This window comes from Chryseobacterium sp. GVT01B (assembly GCF_019970045.1).
GTDB lineage: Bacteria > Bacteroidota > Bacteroidia > Flavobacteriales > Weeksellaceae > Chryseobacterium.
Window position 1 is genome coordinate 288,284 of sequence record NZ_JAHXYI010000007.1, and the last position, 14,553, is coordinate 302,836.

Below are 14,553 nucleotides of genomic sequence, written 5' to 3' on the forward strand. Positions count from 1 at the left end.
CGAAATAATTTTTTTTCATCATTTGTGTTTTTACCTTCTTGCAATTCTCATGCAAGAAGGTTTTGTTTTTATTGTACTCCCAGTAACGTTCCCGAAACATTCCATGAGCTGAAACTTGTGCCTTCAGAAGCTCCCTGCGGAATTTTTACCTGAATCGTATGTTTGCCTGCTTTCAAATCTCCAAGAGGAATGAAGTTAGGATTGGTAACCGTTCCCGGGCACCAGTTTGATCTGCTGAGGTCTGATGACGAAAGACCGTCCTGGAAATTTCCTGATGCAGGATTGTACAAACGGTACGAACCACAGTCGGTTCTCCATGGCACGAATGAAAATATTTGATTTCCATCAACGAAGATAGAATTGGCTTTAGGAACAAATTCATCGCCGTTTTCCCAACCTCCATGTCCGGTTGTTGTATATCTTAGCTGAGCATTTTTCAAATCTTTATTTAAAGTGAAATTAACAAGCAGTCCTTTGTCCTGATTGAACATCGTAGAATAATCCTGTCCGGCCATTTCCATAATATTTAAAGTATTGAATAATGGTATCGCTGTATTGTTTTTATTAATTGCCTGATCGCTTTTGTGAATGGTGATATCAAGACTCACCTGATGTCCTCCTTTGTCATAGTTGCCGATAAATGTACCCACCCAAAGTTCTTTTCCGGATAATGCAGGTTTCAGTTCTGTAATATCCTGTCGGTAAGGGCTGATGGTCTGCCAGTCTTTTCCTTTAAGCTGAATATGATTGAACTTCTGGATGCCAAAAGCGGTAAAAAATCTCATCATTTCCATTGCAGGGCTATAGTTGTCTGTAGTTGTTATCCCATAATACTGCTTTCCGTTTCCATTTTCGTAGACGGGAAGTGTTTTTGCTCCTTTTTCCAACCCATCAAAAAAGGATTTTTCTTTATCCTGAGGAATAAAAAATACGGTTCCGGTTCTGTCATAGGCATCACCGTTCGATTGCTGTTTCAGTTCTACAAAAATATTTTCACCTTCTGTAATAGCCGGGAATTTTATCTTTTTAAGAATGATTGTACCGTTGGCATATCTTTTTATCTTATCATCTGATTTAGAAGCATCCGAAAAGTTGATCGTTTCATTTTCAAAAACATTCAGAGTGGTAAATCTGCTTTTCCAGAGTAAATCTTTGTATCCTAGCTGATCTGTTGTCTGTATGTTTCCTTTTACAATATTTTCAATTCCGGTATTTTTTATTTTTTTGATCGAGCTGGCTGTAATTAAAGAATTTTTATTTCTCTCCACTTCCAGAACCAGACCTAAATTCTGTCCCAAAACTGAAGGTCCGCCTTTTAGCTTTAAATCATTTGTATACCAGATTTCAATAGTATTTGAATTGACTTTGGTAACCGCTTTTTTACAGTTGTATCCTAAAATCTTTTTAGTTTCATTGGTAAGTTCAAAATCCTGTTTTCCTACAGACTCAGCATCTGATGTTGAAATTATGGATTCAGGTTTTAAAAAAGCGTATGAAACAATAGTATTTGATGGCTTTTCTACCTTAGTGATTTCATAAGGGAAGCTGCTTTTTTGTTCTTTGATTGTACTGTTGAGGATGAAATTTTCTTTCTCATTAACCCAAACGATAGTGGAGGGCTGGTCAGCAGTAGTTTTTCCGTTATATGAGCTGATATACTGAATTTCATAGGTCTGTGCAGAAAACAGACAGTATAAGAAAATGGCCAGGAAATTGAAAACAGTTCTTGTATGCATAAAAATGAGTTTGCTGTAAAGTTATTCTAAAATTTCCAGCATCGAAACGGTTTAATCTATACAGTTAGTAGACAATATGCTTTAAATGTTACAAAAAATGTTACATTTTTTTAGAAAATTTTTTTAATAAAAAAAACTACTCCAGAAAATAGAGTAGTTTTATGTATTGTTTATTGGTTTAGATTAAGAAATTCTCTCAATCAAAGCCATGTAGAATCCGTCATAACCTTCGCTAGGCATTACTTTTTCATCCTTAACCATTTTGAATCCAGGGTTGTTTTTGATGAATTCATCTACCTGCAGATTGTTTTCAGAAGGAAGGATAGAACATGTAGCGTACACCATTTTCCCTCCTTTTTTAAGCATTTTAGAATAGTCCTGAAGAATTTGCTGCTGTTCTTTTTTTATTCTGTCAATAAAGTCCTGATCAATTTTCCACTTACTGTCCGGGTTTCTTTTTAAAACTCCAAGACCGGAACATGGTGCATCAATCAGAAGTCTGTCAGCTTTTTCATGAAGACGTTTAATTACTTTATTGTCGGCAATCATACGGGTTTCAATATTGTGAGCTCCGGCTCTTTTAGCACGACGCTTCAATTCGGCAAGTTTCCACTCGAAAATATCCAGGGCAACAATCTGACCTTTGTTTTTCATTAATGCTGCTAAGTGAAGTGTCTTTCCTCCCGCACCGGCACATGCATCTACCACTCTTTGTCCTTCCTGTACATCAAGGAAATAACCGATCTTCTGAGAAGAAGCATCCTGAACTTCAAATAATCCTTCTTTGAAAGCTGTGGTAAGAAAAACGTTTTTCTTTTCTTCCAACTGAACAGCATCAGGATAATTTTTAATAGGGAAAGAAACAACACCTTCATCAGAAAGGTCAGAAATAAGTTCTCTTGTTGTTGTTCTTAAAGAGTTTGCTCTTAAAACAGTAGGTGCCTGCTCATTCAACGCAGCCATTTCTCTTTCCCATTTGGGTCCAAGTTCTTTTTCAAGAGTTTCGGCAAGCCATTCAGGAATAGAATGTTCTATCGCTTTTGTAGGAACTGTATTCTTTTTAAGTTTTGTAAGAATGTCGGCAATTTTGATTCCGTCAAATTCTTCAAATTTTTTATAATTGGTCTTACTCCAAAGTAGGTAGGCGATGATAAGCTTGTAAATATTATTGGGCTTTACACCTTCCCCCATATAATATTCAAGACGTTTTTTCCAACGGATAATATTGTAGAAAATCTCAGAAACAACGGCCCTGTCCTGGCTTCCCCATTTTCTGTTTGCTTTCAGAAGTCTTTCAATAACCTTATCGGCATATTTGTTTTTTTCAAAAAATGTCTCCTGTAGGGCATCGTGAATTCCGATGGCCAAGTTTCTGTGAATAAGTTCCATAAATTTGCTTCGCTGTTTGAATCTGCAAAAATACGACTTTTAATTGAGAGTTGAAGATTTGGGTGGGAGAGTTTGAGAATAGGAGAAGTGAAGGGGATCGTGGATGATGAATAGTGAATCCACTTCGCCTGTGAATTTTGGGGTTTGGGTTTCCGGTTGAGAGGTTATGACTAATTATATATTGTACAGATCAGTTTTCTAATGGAAGGTGGTGCATTCACCATTCACTTTGCAAAGCAAAAATTGACTATTGACAATCTGAGATTCAGTAGTGAATGGTCAATCTTTTTATTGATTTTTTAAGTGGTAGAAATACATTTTAATGCTGAATTTGTAAAGATTTTCCGAATATTTATAATTTTTATTTGTTGACAATAGCCTTTCACTTTAAGACAAATATACCTGTGTTTTTGCCTAATGAGAAATATTTGTTAACAAAATATACACTGTTCATTATTATACTTTATTTTCTTTGCAGCAAGTTTATTTAATTCGTATTAATTCACAGGGTTGTGTAAAATTAATATATGCTTATCATCTACTATACTGATCTTTATCTCTTGACTTCAACCTCTAAAAAGCTCTACCTTTGCAAAAATTAAAAATATGAGTGATACAGTACTTTGTCCGAAATGCAGCTCCGAGTTTACCTATCCGAGCGATAATATGATGGTATGTTCTCAGTGTTTCTACGAATGGGACCCCGCAGAAGTGGCTTCTGAAGCTGCTAACGAAGGAAAAATATTGGATTCAAACGGAAACGAACTTCAGGATGGAGATTCTGTAGTCGTAGTAAAAGATCTTCCTGTAAAAGGAGCGCCAAAACCGGTAAAAGCAGGAACGAAAGTGAAAAATATCCGTTTAAGACCAGGAAGTGATCATAATATTGACTGTAAGATTGATGGTTTCGGAGCTATGGCTCTTAAATCTGAATTTGTAAAGAAAGCGTAAGAAAGTAATGTTTTCTTATGCCCTAAAAATAAGAAAAGGAAAAAATTGGACAGTGTAATCTTTCATAAGACTTAATTGCAAGATTGCTAATGTCCGTCTGGAAGGCAGAAAGAGAAATAACCAAAAATTTCCTTATGCTTTGGAGGTACAAATGTAAGAAAAAGTTTTATAACAGATTCTTATGTTTGTATTTTTTTTAATGGGTAAGTGTAAGTAAATGTAGATGTTATGTGATGGATAGCGAAAAAGTAAATTATTAAAAGAGAGTCAGGCTCATAAACAAATTGACAATCTTATCCTTTTACTTTACATAAAAGAAATACTGATCAATCCTTCTAGTTTTTCATCCGTATAAACCACTAGTTCTTTATTCCTTGCTTTAATTTTATTCCAATAATAGTTTCCTGCAAATCTGCTTTCAAGGACTTCGGCTTCGAGACCGCTTTCCGTGATTTTGATTTCTTTAGGATAGTAGGAGAATTTTGAAAGCTGGAAATCTTCAGCCTCGGTTTCGCTGAAAATATTTACTTCCCCGAATAGTTTCGCAACATAAGAGTTGTAAGGGTGTCTGTAAGTTTCTTCCGGACTGTCATTCTGAATCAGTCTTCCGTCCTGTAAAATGATGATCTGATCCAGCCATGGCATAATATCCTGAAGCTCATGAGTAGAGATGATTAAAGAAACTCCATGTTGTTTTACGTATTTGAAAAGCCTTTCTCTGAGTTCAATTTTTCTCGGGAAATCCAGATTACTGAAAGGTTCATCCAAAATCAGAAGTTTCGGAAGTACAGACAATGCGCGGGCAATGGCCACTCTTTGCTGCTGTCCACCACTTAAATATTTGGGAAGTACATTGGCAAATTCCTGCAACCCTACTACTTCAAGAATCTCTGTTACAGTTTCTTTTTTTTGTTTTAAATTGATATTTGAAATAAACTTTCCTACATTTTCTGCCACTGTAGCATAAGGCATAAGGTCAAAATTCTGTGCTACAAATTTCATTTCCGGTTCTCCGGGAACAAGATTTCCTTTCGGTCCTAAAAGTCGGGTTCCGTTAAAAATAATTTCTCCGCTTTCCCAATCGAGAAGTCCATAAATAAGGTTGAGAAGCGTAGATTTTCCGCATCCGCTTTCTCCGGCAAGAGCTATAATTCTGTTTTCATCAAACCTTAGGTTAAGGTTCTGAAACAGGGGATTTTCTTTGGTGTGAGAGAAAAATAAATTGTTTATTTCTAATAGCATATTACAAATGTAAGGTTTTTATGAAAACATAATTTTTTTTATTATATTAGCGGAACTAATAAAAATAAATCAAAAATGAGAAAAAAACTGTTTTCGATAGCTATTCCTGCTTTATTCGTTGCTGCTGTAATGGTTTCTTGTAAAAAAGATAAACCGCTTACCAGTGAGAGTAATGAGGTGACAACTACCAAAGAAGGTAGCCAGTTCACTTTGGATACGCTAAACAGTAAGGTTGAATGGAAAGGATATAAAGTTTTTAAATCTGAAAATACGAGTCATTTCGGAACAATCAGGTTTGAAAGCGGAGATGTAACAGTGAAAGACGGAAAACTGGAAAGCGGAAAATTCGTTGCTGATATGAGCTCATTAACTTCTGTGGATTTGAAAGACAGCCCGGAAGATTTAGGGAAATTAAATGGCCACCTGAAGAGCGGTGATTTCTTTGAAGTTGAAAAATTCCCAACAGCTTCTTATGAAATTACAAAAGTTACTCCGGCTACAGAAGGGGATTATAATACTCTTTTGGATGGTAATTTAACAATTAAAGGAATTACAAAACCTGTTCAGTTTAAAGCTAATGTTTCTGTGAAAGATGGAGAGGTGAGTGTAGCTACTGAACCGAAAGATATCAAGAGAGAAGAGTTTGGTGTAAAGTTCCAGGCTCCTGCTGAAAACGGCGTGATTAAGGATGAGGTGACTCTTCAGATCAGCGTTAAAGCTTTAGAAAAGAAATAATTTTTTTATTTAAGTGAAATAAGTGATTGAAGTCTGCCTCCCGAAAAAGAGGCAGATTTTTTTTTGACGGACTTAATATTCAACTAAAAGTCGTATTTTTGCAAAACATTTTGAAAGGGTAAAATAATGATAGAAAAGATAGAAGAACTACTGATCGAAGTAAACGGCTTCAATGCTACCTCTAGGGAAGATATCGAAAACTTCCGAATCAAGTACAACGGTAAAAAAGGGGTTCTTAATGATTTTTACGAAACATTAAAAGAAGTTCCTAACGACCAGAAGAAAGATTTCGGACAGAAGATCAATACTTTGAAGCAGGCAGTGGCTGTAAAATTGGAAGATTTGAAAAATTCTTCTGAATCTTCTATTGTGGTAGAAAAAGAAGATCTTACAAGACCTGCATTTCCATTGGAATTGGGTTCAAGACACCCGATTAATCTGGTAAAAAACAGAATTATTGAAATCTTCAAATCTATTGGTTTTGCTGTAGCAGACGGACCTGAGATTGAAGATGACTGGCATAACTTTACGGCGCTTAACCTTCCGGAATACCACCCGGCAAGAGATATGCAGGATACGTTCTTTATTGAACAGAATCCGGATATTCTTTTGAGAACACACACATCTTCTGTACAAACTCGTTTTATGGAAGAAAACCAGCCGCCAATCAGAATTTTATCTCCGGGAAGGGTTTTCAGAAATGAAGCGATCTCTTCACGTTCTCACTGTATTTTCCACCAGATTGAGGGATTGTATATTGATGAGAATGTAAGCTTTGCAGATTTAAAGCAGACAATCCAGTTCTTTACTACTGAGCTTTTCGGGAAATCCAAGATCAGAATGAGACCTTCTTTCTTCCCGTTCACAGAGCCAAGTGCTGAAATTGATGTGTATTGGGGATTAAATTCTGAAACAGACTACAGAATTACAAAAGGAACAGGATGGCTGGAAATCATGGGATGCGGAATGGTAGACCCTGCTGTACTGAAAAATGTGAATATTGATTCTGAGAAATATTCAGGATATGCATTCGGAATGGGAATTGAAAGAATTACAATGCTTCTTTACCAGATGAGTGACATCAGAATGTTCTTTGAAAATGATATCAGAACACTGGAACAGTTCAAAACACTATAAAAAATCAAACCTCCGGAGCTCCGGAGGTTTTTGTTTTTAATTACTGACCTAAGAAACAAAACGTAATTAAAAACTGATCGTATTGAAAAATTTACACGTGTCTGTTTCTTATGTCCATACTTCGGTTCGAATCCGCTAGGTATTTCAAAGAAGTATTGACATGCTGCAGCTGTAGGGCCGCCTCTATTAGTAAGACAACCTGTGTTAAGGATATATTACATCAAATAAAAAAGCCTGTAAAATTTACAGGCTGTATATTTAATAACAAAGATGGTTATTTACTGAATTTTAAAGGATATTTTACGTTTTTGTAATCGTCTATACTGGCTTTTAATGAACCTACTGCAAGTTCAGCTTTCAGCAGCATAGGGACATGGTTGGCATCGTTGGAAACCCACATGGTTACCCCTTCTTTTTCTTTAAATACTCTTCCGCTTTTTACAGATGGAATAATTTTCAGACAGTTAATAGTACCGAATTTTGTCTTTAAATTTTCTGTACCCGTTACTTTTAGCTGGAAAGGAAACATTTCATCATCAATCCATACATTCATATTAATGACTGTTCCCACTTTCAGTTCATCAGGACTTTTACTTCTTAAATAATAAAAACATGAAAGCATATCCTGAACTCCTTTTACTGATTTTAAAACCTTGGAACCATTGGCCGGAGTTTTTTTATCTGTTAAAATTAATGTGTTGTTATCGTGATTAAAAACCGTTTCAAAGTGCTGGCGGTAGCTTCCTTCACGTACATTTCTGACATAAAAACTTGGTAATCCTGTTTGGGTATTGATGAAACTTTCATATAAATCTTCCACTTTGAAGAATGCTTTTACGGCGCCGGTAGTCTGTCCTGTACCTTTTACATACAGATGGGGAACCCCTTTGTAATTGGTCTGTTTTGTAGTAAGGTTCGCTGTTCCTGCGTTAAGGAAGCCGTAGTGTATTCTGAGAGTGATAGATTCGCCGTCTGCGATGTTATCAATCTGGGCCGAGCCTAAAAAGAATATAAATACTGCAAAAAGGTTTAAAATTTTCTTCATAACAAGACATTTACAAAAACATTGCCAAATTTAAAATCTTAATTGATAGATATTTGACAAATCTCAGGTTTTTATTTAGAATCAATTAAATATGCTTCGCATTAAAATTAGTAAATTTGCAGTTACATGTATAATTAAATTATCTTAAATATTATGATAACCACTGATATATTGATCATAGGTGCGGGACCTACAGGACTTTTTGCAGTTTTTGAAGCTGGTTTATTAAAAATGAAGTGCCATATTATTGATGCGCTTCCACAGCCGGGAGGGCAGCTGGCGGAGCTTTATCCTAAAAAACCTATTTTCGATATCCCAGGTTATCCTTCAGTGAATGCTGGAGAATTGGTGGATAATTTGATGGAGCAGATCAAGCAGTTTCAGCCTGGATTTACTTTGGGAGAAACCGCTGTTTCTTATACTAAAGTAGATGATGAATGGTTTGAAGTGATTACTAACAAAGGAACTGTTCACAGATGTAAAGCAATTGCCATTGCCGGTGGTTTGGGTACTTTCGAGCCAAGAAAACCTACGATGGATAATATTGCAGACTATGAAGAAAAAGGTCTTGAGTACTTCGTGAAAGAACCTGAACATTTCAGAAACAAAAAAGTAGTGATTGCCGGAGGTGGTGACTCTGCTCTTGACTGGAGTGTTTTCTTGTCAAATGTAGCAAGTGAAGTTACATTGATTCACAGAAGAAATGAGTTTAGAGGAGCTCTGGATTCTGTAGAAAAAGTTCAGGATCTTAAAAATCAGGGAAAAATTAAATTAATCACTCCAGCTGAAGTTACAGCGATTAAAGGTGATGGAAAAGTAGAAGCGATTACCGTACAGGTTGACGGTGAGGAAGCTTATGATATTGAAACGGATTATTTCATTCCATTATTCGGATTGACACCAAAACTGGGAGAGATCGGAAACTGGGGATTAAATATCGAGAAAAATGCTATCGTTGTAAACAATGCTTTAGATTATCAGACCAATATTGACGGAATCTACGCAATCGGAGATATCAACACCTATCCCGGAAAACTGAAGTTGATCCTTTGTGGTTTCCACGAAGCTACTTTGATGTGTCAGAGTGTTTATAACAGACTGAATCCTGGTAAAAAATTCGTATTGAAATATACAACGGTAAGTGGAGTTGACGGATTTGACGGAAGCCGTAAAGAAGCAGAGAAGGCTGTTGTGAAAAAAATTGACTAATTTTGCAGAATTATGTCAGACGTTAATATTAAAATCACCGACAGAGAAGGGGTAACCCACGATGTCGTAGCTCCTACGGATATGTCCATGAACTTAATGGAAATTATCCGTTCCTATGAATTGGCAGAAGAAGGTACTATTGGTGTATGCGGAGGAATGGCGATGTGTGCTTCATGCCAGGTATATGTAATTAATGATCCTGGTCTGGAACCGATGGGAGATGAAGAAGATGCTATGCTGGGTGAAGCTTTCCATGTGAAAGACAACAGCAGGTTAGGATGCCAGTTACATATTGCCGATGCTATGGAAGGGCTCGAAGTGGAAATTGCTCCTTATCCTTAGAAAATATTTTTTAATCTTAATAAGAAACCCGTCCGGATTTTCCGGACGGGTTTTTGTTTTTATTTTGAAGATACTTTTTCAACAAGCTCAGACAGGTCTTTTTCTAAAATTTTTCTGTTGGCAAGACTGTTGGTCAATATAATAAATCCTGACTGAAGCCCCGGGAAAAACTCCACAGAACTTCTTGATCCGCCTGTTCCACCGGTATGTTCGTACATGATATTTCCGTTTTTAGTGGTGTGAAAGAACCAATTGAGTCCCAGAGAGCCTTCTTCTCCTTCAAATGTATACTTATGGGATAATGAAATATTCAATTGATTTCCGGCAATATTGGCTTTGATATACTTAATCATATCGCTGGTATTTGATCTTAATTCTCCCGTGCCCACTAGTTCTATAAAGTCCCAATACGGTGTTACCTCTCTGTTACTGTTATGTGCTTTGGTAATATTATTTTTATCAGCATCTGCAAGGCTTACTGTTGTGTTGTTCATTTGCAGCGGTTTCAGAATGTATTTTCTGACCAGTGAAAAATAGCTTTCATGATAGACATCCTCCAGAATATATCCTAATAAATTGACGGCCATATTAGAATACGTATATTTTACACCTGGCAGCGTATCCATTTTCATATTTTTCAATCCTTCGTAGAACATTTTTTTAGAATAATTGCTGAACGGATTAAGTTCTATATAATCTGGTCTTTCATAAAGATTAGGAAAAATTCTGGTAATTCTTGAAGTATGGTTGGTCAGGTTTACTATTTTAATGGGATGGTTGTTATATTGTAAATTAGAATAATTCTCTGGAAGGTACTTCCGGATATCATCTTCCATTCCTATCTTTTTATCTAAAATGGCCTGGGCAGTAAGAATTCCTGTAAATGTTTTGGTAATGGAACCTATTTCATAGATGGTTTTATTATCAGGAAGCACTTGTTTTCCATATTCTAACTGTCCGTAATTATAGTAATAATCTTTGCCTTTTACGGTGATTCCAATTGAAAGTCCTACCGCTTTGGAATCTTCATAGTATTTTTTTACGTATTTGTCTACTTCCAGATCAAGTTCTGATTGTAATGGATTGTCCGTTTTTACAGCTTTTCCATCTGAAGGTAAATTTTGATTTTGTGAGAAACTCCAAAAGAAACTGAGAAATAATGTCAGACAAAAAATATTTGTAATTGTTTTCATATATCAGATTTTTTGTGATGCTGTTGATATTTCAGAAAGTCATTTCTAGTGTTTAACGGTTATTTCATCCTTTGGAACACTTCTCTAAATTAGTATTTTATCTGGATTTTTTTCGATAATAAAAAAGAGATATTCATGAATACCTCTTTTTTATTAAATTTCCTCTTTTGAAATCCATTTCCCAACCGTAGGAGCCTGATAATTTCTCATCTTTTCCAGCAGATCATCAATCGTATCACTGATCAATAGCATATCTCTGTTTACCTGCTTTAAAAATCCTTTATCCACCATGGTCTGAACTAGTTTGATCAGATCATCATAAAATCCGCCAATATTCAGAATTCCGATGGGTTTTTTGTGAAGTCCGAGCTGTGCCCAGGTGATCATCTCGAAAAATTCTTCCAAAGTTCCGTAACCGCCCGGAAGAACGATAACACCATCACAAAGTTCATTCATTTTGGTTTTTCTTTCGTGCATGGTTTCCACGATGATAAGTTCGGTCAGATTTTTATGAGCAATTTCTTTAGATTGCAGAAAGTGGGGAAGGACTCCAACGACCTTGCCTTTTTCACTCAATGCTCCGTCAGCAATCGTTCCCATCAAGCCAACATCTGCACCGCCATAAATGAGCTGTATATCTTGTTTAGCCATGGTTTGTCCAAGCAGGAATGCCTGTTCTTTATAAATGTCGTGCGAACCAAAACTTGAGCCGCAGAATACAGTGATACTTTTCATTGTATAAGGTTTTTTATGGTTTGGATGCTTCGACAAGCTCAGCATGACATCTCTAATACTAACTGTTTTTTAGAGATGAATTTTTAGCTGTGTCATGCTGAGCCTGTCGAAGCATTTTTATTTCAATTAAAAATTAAAAATATCCAAAATCATAAGACTTTGGATATTCAATATAGTAATTTTAATGTCCTATTTCTGAGGAATATTCGCTAAAATATCTTTCAGGAAACTCCAGAATTTCTGAGTAGAAGGAATGTTCGCTTTTTCATCAGGAGAGTGTGCTCCTCTGATGGTTGGTCCAAAGCTTACCATTTCCATTTCAGGATAATTGGCTCCGATGATTCCACATTCAAGACCTGCGTGACAAGCTACTACATGAGGTTTTTCACTAAACTTCTCTGTGTAAAGTTTCTCCATCAGCTGTACGATCTCTGAACCTGGTTTTGGCTTCCATCCCGGGTATGAACCGCTGAATTCAACGTTCATTCCAGCTAATTCTGCCACAGATTTTAATTGTTCTGCTACTGAATATTTTGAAGAATCTACAGAAGATCTCGTAAGGTTTAAGATCTTCAGTTCTCCGCCTTTCAATTCAACTCTGGCTACGTTGTTGGAAGCTTCTACAAGATCAGCCACATCCGGGCTCATTCTGTATACTCCGTTGTGAAGAGCTTTTAGAGTAAGAATCACCTTTTTAGAATCACCTTCTGAAATTGCTTTGTCAGAAGATGTAGAGTTCTCAATATTGATCTGGATTCCCGGTTCTACAGTTGCAAACTCTTCTAAAATATCTTTTTTAAGAACAGTTACATTTTCAATAAACTCCTGAGCATTTCTTACTGAAATCAGAGCAACACCTTCTCTTGGGATCGCGTTTCTCAACCCTCCGCTGTCGATAGAAACCAATTCAATATTCTGATTTTCCAATCCGGTGTAAAGAAGTCTTCCCAGAATAATATTGGCGTTTCCAAAACCTTTATGAATATCCATTCCGGAATGTCCTCCCTGAAGACCTTTTACTTCAAGTCTTACAATTTGTCCTTTTGGAGCTTCTGCAGTATAGTTTTGAGTGATGGTTACATCAACACCTCCTGCACAGCCGATATCAATTTCATCATCCTCTTCAGTGTCAAGATTTAATAAAATTTCACCTGTCAGTTGTCCTGGTTTTAACCCTAAAGCACCTGTCATTCCTGTCTCTTCATCAATGGTGAAAAGGGCTTCCAATGCAGGGTGTGGAATATCTGAGCTTTCAAGGATAGACATGATTGTTGCTACTCCCAAACCATTGTCAGCTCCTAAAGTAGTTCCTTTTGCCTTTACCCAGTCACCATCAATTTCCATTTTGATTCCTTCCGTTTCAAAATCAAAAGTAACATCATTGTTTTTCTGGCAAACCATATCAAGGTGCGACTGAAGCACGATCGATTTACGGTTTTCCATTCCTGCAGTGGCAGGTTTTTTAATGATAACATTTCCTACTTCATCTACGGTAGTTTCCAGTCCCAGATCTTCACCAAATCCTTTGATGAAAGCGATTACTTTTTCCTCTTTTTTTGAAGGCCTTGGAACAGCATTTAATTTGGAGAAGTTCTTCCAGATTATCTGCGGTTCTATATTAGATAATTCCATTGAATTTTATTTTTCTCAAATTTACGAAATAAAAAATGCTTCTGTGAGACACAGAAGCATTTTTGTATGATTTTGCTTTACTAGCAGCCACATTCTCCGTAGATCGGAGTGGTGAAGATGGTGCCATCTGGTTTTTCAATAGTCAGAGTACCTTCAAACAGTAAAGCTTCTTCGCCTTTTATTTTTTTACCTTTCACAGAAATTTTATAATTATCATTTTCTATTTCCTTGGTCAGTAATTCATCTACTTCCATATCACTTGATGAGATAAGATTCAGAGCCAGTCTTTTACCATCCAGCATCATATAAGCTGTTTTTCCGGCGTCATCTGCGTAGATGTATCTTTCATTTTCAAAATCAGCTTTGCTTATGGCAAAATAGCATGAGCATTCTTTGATTTCTTTAGGAAACGGAATTGTCCCTACCAGAATATTGCCTGAAGAAGTACCTGAAGAAGCAGAATCTTTAGCAACATGTGAAGAATCGGCAGAAGCAGAAGCTGAAACCGTTTCTTTTTCCTTTTTGCAGGCTACCAGTAGAAATGCGGAAAATAAAATGATTAAATATTTCATGTGTTTGTGGTTTTATTATTTGTTTATCCTCTTGCTCTTTCAAGAAGTGTCATCATTAATAGAGAAAGGATTACTAAACTTTCCTCCTCATCATCAATATCGATCAGTCTGTCCAGCTGAAATCTTCTTCCGAAGAATGAAGGCATTTTTTTAAGCTTAAAATAAGCTTTACCGTCAATACCTGTTACCGTATAAGATGGATTAAGGAAATAGCCTGTGAACATTCCGATGATAGGAAGTTCTCCAACAAAGCTGTCCCAGAATCTTACCCATGCGCTGTCTTCCTGAACTTTAAACTTAGGCTGATCGTGTGCATCCAGAATATCATAGCTTGCTTTCCAGATAGAACGCATCCCTTTTCTGGCTAATCTACCGAAGTTTTTGTTGTCAATAAGATCATTCAAAGAATATGAAGCGTTGAAATCTATCCATTTATTAGCTCTGATTCTGAAAAGTTCTTTAGACTTGCTCTCATCATTAAAAACGACAACATCTTCTTTCAACTTGAACATTTTCTGACGCACATACGCTACATAATTTCCGTTTTTGTCAGTAATGTTGAAGTCACTTGCTAAAGTAGTGATTTTGAATTTGAAATCCAGAGGATAGTTAAGATTGTTAAGTACCATGTCAGT

14 protein-coding genes are annotated in these 14,553 nt (G+C 36.3%); 5 read left to right on the plus strand and 9 right to left on the minus strand.

Features of this window, described 5'->3' with window-relative positions:
- Positions 1-68 precede the first annotated feature (68 nt).
- Together LC457_RS18585 and LC457_RS18590 are read right to left on the minus strand one after the other, a co-directional pair.
- The gene (locus tag LC457_RS18585; protein ID WP_223601196.1) at positions 69-1,736 is read right to left on the minus strand and encodes a GLPGLI family protein; all 1,668 of its coding nucleotides are present in this window, start codon (positions 1,734-1,736) and stop codon (positions 69-71) included.
- 183 nt (positions 1,737-1,919) lie between these two features.
- Positions 1,920-3,125, minus strand: coding sequence for an RsmB/NOP family class I SAM-dependent RNA methyltransferase (locus LC457_RS18590; RefSeq protein WP_223601197.1), 1,206 nt, complete (start codon positions 3,123-3,125; stop codon positions 1,920-1,922).
- 606 nt (positions 3,126-3,731) lie between these two features.
- Here LC457_RS18590 and LC457_RS18595 point away from each other — a divergent pair.
- Positions 3,732-4,076, plus strand: a complete 345-nt coding sequence (locus tag LC457_RS18595) for a zinc ribbon domain-containing protein YjdM (RefSeq protein WP_223601198.1) — start codon at positions 3,732-3,734, stop codon at positions 4,074-4,076.
- Positions 4,077-4,382: 306 nt separating this feature from the next.
- Here the strand turns inward: LC457_RS18595 and LC457_RS18600 are convergent, their stop codons facing one another.
- Positions 4,383-5,318 (minus strand): sulfate/molybdate ABC transporter ATP-binding protein, encoded by a 936-nt coding sequence (locus tag LC457_RS18600; RefSeq protein ID WP_223601199.1) that lies wholly within the window; start codon positions 5,316-5,318, stop codon positions 4,383-4,385.
- A gap of 75 nt (positions 5,319-5,393) precedes the next feature.
- On the opposite strand from LC457_RS18600, the gene LC457_RS18605 reads away from it, so the two are divergent.
- A complete protein-coding gene (locus tag LC457_RS18605; protein WP_223601200.1) occupies positions 5,394-6,053 on the plus strand; it encodes a YceI family protein in 660 nt (219 codons plus the stop codon).
- Positions 6,054-6,179: 126 nt separating this feature from the next.
- Positions 6,180-7,190 carry a phenylalanine--tRNA ligase subunit alpha gene (pheS, locus tag LC457_RS18610; RefSeq protein WP_213278223.1) on the plus strand — a complete coding sequence of 337 codons (1,011 nt, stop codon included), beginning with the start codon at positions 6,180-6,182 and terminating at the stop codon, positions 7,188-7,190.
- Positions 7,191-7,464: 274 nt separating this feature from the next.
- Here the strand turns inward: pheS and LC457_RS18615 are convergent, their stop codons facing one another.
- Positions 7,465-8,235 carry a DUF3108 domain-containing protein gene (locus LC457_RS18615; protein ID WP_213278224.1) on the minus strand — a complete coding sequence of 257 codons (771 nt, stop codon included), beginning with the start codon at positions 8,233-8,235 and terminating at the stop codon, positions 7,465-7,467.
- 153 nt (positions 8,236-8,388) lie between these two features.
- Here LC457_RS18615 and LC457_RS18620 point away from each other — a divergent pair, with 153 nt between their 5' ends.
- Positions 8,389-9,444, plus strand: a complete 1,056-nt coding sequence (locus LC457_RS18620; protein WP_047373677.1) for an NAD(P)/FAD-dependent oxidoreductase — start codon at positions 8,389-8,391, stop codon at positions 9,442-9,444.
- A 12-nt stretch (positions 9,445-9,456) separates the two neighbouring features.
- Positions 9,457-9,786, plus strand: a complete 330-nt coding sequence (locus tag LC457_RS18625; RefSeq protein WP_047373678.1) for a ferredoxin — start codon at positions 9,457-9,459, stop codon at positions 9,784-9,786.
- Between the two features lie 59 nt (positions 9,787-9,845).
- On the opposite strand, the gene LC457_RS18630 is transcribed toward LC457_RS18625, so the two are convergent.
- The 5 genes from LC457_RS18630 to LC457_RS18650 form a co-directional block, all read right to left on the minus strand.
- Positions 9,846-10,979 (minus strand): serine hydrolase, encoded by a 1,134-nt coding sequence (locus tag LC457_RS18630; RefSeq protein ID WP_223601201.1) that lies wholly within the window; start codon positions 10,977-10,979, stop codon positions 9,846-9,848.
- Between the two features lie 153 nt (positions 10,980-11,132).
- Positions 11,133-11,714 carry a TIGR00730 family Rossman fold protein gene (locus LC457_RS18635; RefSeq protein ID WP_223601202.1) on the minus strand — a complete coding sequence of 194 codons (582 nt, stop codon included), beginning with the start codon at positions 11,712-11,714 and terminating at the stop codon, positions 11,133-11,135.
- Between the two features lie 189 nt (positions 11,715-11,903).
- Positions 11,904-13,346: an aminoacyl-histidine dipeptidase gene (locus LC457_RS18640; RefSeq protein WP_223601203.1), complete on the minus strand. Its 1,443-nt coding sequence runs from the start codon at positions 13,344-13,346 to the stop codon at positions 11,904-11,906.
- Between the two features lie 80 nt (positions 13,347-13,426).
- Positions 13,427-13,918: a hypothetical protein gene (locus LC457_RS18645; protein WP_223601204.1), complete on the minus strand. Its 492-nt coding sequence runs from the start codon at positions 13,916-13,918 to the stop codon at positions 13,427-13,429.
- Positions 13,919-13,941: 23 nt separating this feature from the next.
- Positions 13,942-14,547 carry a hypothetical protein gene (locus LC457_RS18650; protein WP_184559331.1) on the minus strand — a complete coding sequence of 202 codons (606 nt, stop codon included), beginning with the start codon at positions 14,545-14,547 and terminating at the stop codon, positions 13,942-13,944.
- Positions 14,548-14,553: the final 6 nt, after the last annotated feature.